This is a genomic window from Micromonospora foliorum, assembly GCF_022229015.1.
Lineage (GTDB): Bacteria > Actinomycetota > Actinomycetes > Mycobacteriales > Micromonosporaceae > Micromonospora > Micromonospora foliorum.
This window is the reverse complement of the sequence record NZ_JAKKFF010000397.1, coordinates 1-2,716: the sequence shown is the minus strand read 5'-3', so window position 1 is coordinate 2,716 and position 2,716 is coordinate 1. Positions and strand designations below refer to the sequence as shown.

The window sequence follows — 2,716 nt, the reverse complement described above, 5'->3', positions numbered from 1 at the left end:
CTGACGGCGAGCCTGCGGCCGGCAAGGCGGACCGTGTCGCCGGGGCGCAGCCCCAGCGCCGTCAGTGCCTCCGGGTGCAGGCGCACGATGCCCCGTCGGGCGTCCAGCGCCGCCGGCCGCAGGCTCGCCGTCAGGGTCAGGTCGGGTTGCGCCACTGCCCGACCGTAGCCGCCAGCAGCCAGCCCCGCCGGTCAGCGCCGCGGATCCAGCTCGTCCAACAACGTCGGGTCGCGCCGGATCAGCTCGGCCAACCGGGCCGCCGGGTCCGGCGTGAACCCGTCCGGGCCGGGCGCCCAGGCGGACACCGTCCGGCCGGAGAGCGGCCAGGCCGGCGGAGGTTCCACCGGGGTCGGCGGGGGCACCGGGCCGACCGTGACGGCAGGCCCGTCCCAGGAGACCCGCATCGGGTACGTCCGCCCGGCGTGCTCCACCCGCACCGTCACCGCCAGCCCCGGGTAGGCCCCGACGACCTGACGGACCGCCTCGGCCACCTCCTCGACCGGCCCCCATCCGGCCACCTCGCTCGGGGTTTCCACCCCCGCGTGCCGGCCCGACCGGGCGTTGCGGGTGTCGCCACCGGAGCCGGGCGGCCTCGACGGTGCGGTGGTGTCGTCACGGTCGGTGGCCCGACGGCGCGACGCCTCCTCACGTCGGGCCAGCCGGGCCAGCGTCTCGTCCAGGTCGCCCCTCACCAGATCACCTCTTCCCGCCACGGCCGGAGCTGGTCGGCTCAGGCCCTCCTGTCCCGGGTAGCGCGGTCCAGCGCGCGGTCCAGGACGACCAACAGGGCGTCCCGCACCGAGAGCCGGTCGCGGGCATCGAACTGCACCAGGGGTACATGATCGCCGATGGCCAGCGCCCAGCGGATCTCGCCGAGTTCCAGGGCCAGCCGCCCGTCGAAGGCGTTGACCCCGACGACGAACGGCAGCCCGGCCCGCTCGAAGAAGTCGACGGCCGGGAAGCAGTCGTCCAGCCGTGCGCTGTCCACCACCACCAACGCGCCGAGCGCTCCCCGGGCCAGGTCGTCCCACATGAAGCCGAACCGGGTCTGCCCCGGCGTGCCGAACAGGTAGAGCTTCAGGCTGCGGTCGATCGTCACGCAGCCGAAATCCATCGCCACCGTGGTGGTGGTCTTGGTGGACCGGGCACCCGGGTCGTCCACCCCGATCCCGGCGGTGGTCATCTCGGCCTCGGTGGTCAGCGGCGCGATCTCGGAGATCGCACCCACGGTGGTGGTCTTGCCCACCCCGAAGCCACCGGCCACCAGGATCTTGACCGGGATCGGCGGTGCGGCCCGCTTACCGGCCGGAGGCGGCACCGGCCCCGTCTCGGACGAGGGCCGGTACGGCGGCGGCGCGGACGCCGGTGGGCCGGCACGCCCGACTATCGGCCCGGTGCCCGGGGACATGCCGTAACGGGCGGCGGCGCTGTTCGCGGCGACCCCGCCGAGCGGGGCGACCGGCCATTCAGGAGATCGCACGGAGTCCATCAATCACTCGCAGGATGAGATCGGGGTCGACAGCGTCGTCGGTGTCGGTGACGTGCACGTCCAGGTGCCCGGCGGCGCGTAGGTCGCCGACCAGGACCCGGGTCACGCCGAAGTGCAGTCGGGCGCGGGCCGAGATCTCGGCCACCGAGATCGGCTCCGCGCAGAGCGCGATGATCGTCTGAAGTTCCGGTGCCAGCAGGGCACCGGGCGGGCCGGCCCACCAGCCGCTGTCCATCCGGGCGGTCACCTGGGTCTCCAGCCCGATCGCCGGGTCGGCGCCCGCCACCCGCCCGGAGGTGAGCACGAACGGACGGGGGCCGGGCGGCTGGCCCCCGTCCGGCTCCGGCTCGGGCAGGGCCGGTGTCGCCGCCGCGCCGTCCCCGGTCGGGGGTGACGTACGCAGGTACGGGCGGATCCGGACCCTCGGTTCCGGATCCGGATCCTCGCCGGCGACGTCGGGGGTCACTGCTGAACGGCGTTCTTCAACTCGACGATCAGTCGCGGGGTCAGGGCGCCACCGGCCCGCCCGGCGAAGAGCGTCATCTCGTACGCGACGGTGCCCAGGTTCGCCGAACGGTCGGCGACCACCCCGAGCACGGAACCACTGCTGATCGCGCTGATCAACAGGTAGCCGTCGGCCATGTCGACGATCACCCGGTTCAGGCCGCCGAGCGCGTACCAACTGGCGGCCCCACCGGCGAGGCTGGTCATCCCGGACACGACGGCGGCCAACCGCTCCGCGTTGGACCGATCCTTGATCGCCGACATGGCCATCAGCAGACCGTCCGAGGAGACCGCGATCGCCTCCAGGACCCCGGCGGTGCTGGAGGTGAAGGAGTCCAGCAGCCAGTTGAACGTACGGGCCTCCGGGCTGAGGTCCCCATTGGCGCTGGGCTGGCTCTGGTCGACATTGTCGTGCAGGAAGGGGCTGGTCACCGTGATGATCCTTCTTCGTTCCGGTGGGCGGGGCTGATTTCGCGGAGAGCGCGGGCGACGCCCTCCTCGAACTCGTTGATGAGGTCGCGGACCTCGGCCGGGTCACCGAGGTGCGTGCTGGGCGGTTGGCAGGCCGGGATGGCGGTGAGGTTCGCTCCCGGCACCCGTCGGCTCAACCGGGGCCGCTCCGGTGCGGCATCGGCCGAGTCGCCGCCACGCGGCACCGTGGGGCCAGCGCCGCCCGGGGTGCTGGGCAGGTCGACGGTCGCGTCCCGGTCCACCACGGCCGCC

At 73.7% G+C, this 2,716-nt stretch carries 4 protein-coding genes and 1 pseudogene; all 5 read right to left on the bottom strand.

Going from position 1 to position 2,716, the window contains the following annotated elements; genetic code table 11:
• Positions 1-191 precede the first annotated feature (191 nt).
• A complete protein-coding gene (locus PSH25_RS25575; protein ID WP_238661483.1) occupies positions 192-692 on the bottom strand; it encodes a hypothetical protein in 501 nt (166 codons plus the stop codon).
• 38 nt (positions 693-730) lie between these two features.
• The gene (locus PSH25_RS25570; protein ID WP_238661482.1) at positions 731-1,489 is read right to left on the bottom strand and encodes a GTP-binding protein; all 759 of its coding nucleotides are present in this window, start codon (positions 1,487-1,489) and stop codon (positions 731-733) included.
• A complete protein-coding gene (locus PSH25_RS25565; protein ID WP_238661481.1) occupies positions 1,467-1,955 on the bottom strand; it encodes a DUF742 domain-containing protein in 489 nt (162 codons plus the stop codon). The genes PSH25_RS25570 and PSH25_RS25565 overlap by 23 nt, the downstream gene beginning before the upstream one ends.
• Complete coding sequence (locus PSH25_RS25560; RefSeq protein ID WP_091402960.1) at positions 1,952-2,425, bottom strand: roadblock/LC7 domain-containing protein; 474 nt, start codon at positions 2,423-2,425, stop codon at positions 1,952-1,954. Before PSH25_RS25560 ends, PSH25_RS25565 begins: the two co-directional genes overlap by 4 nt.
• Positions 2,422-2,716 (bottom strand): annotated as a pseudogene (locus PSH25_RS25555) (histidine kinase); the annotation flags it as partial. The gene PSH25_RS25560 and the pseudogene PSH25_RS25555, both read right to left, overlap by 4 nt.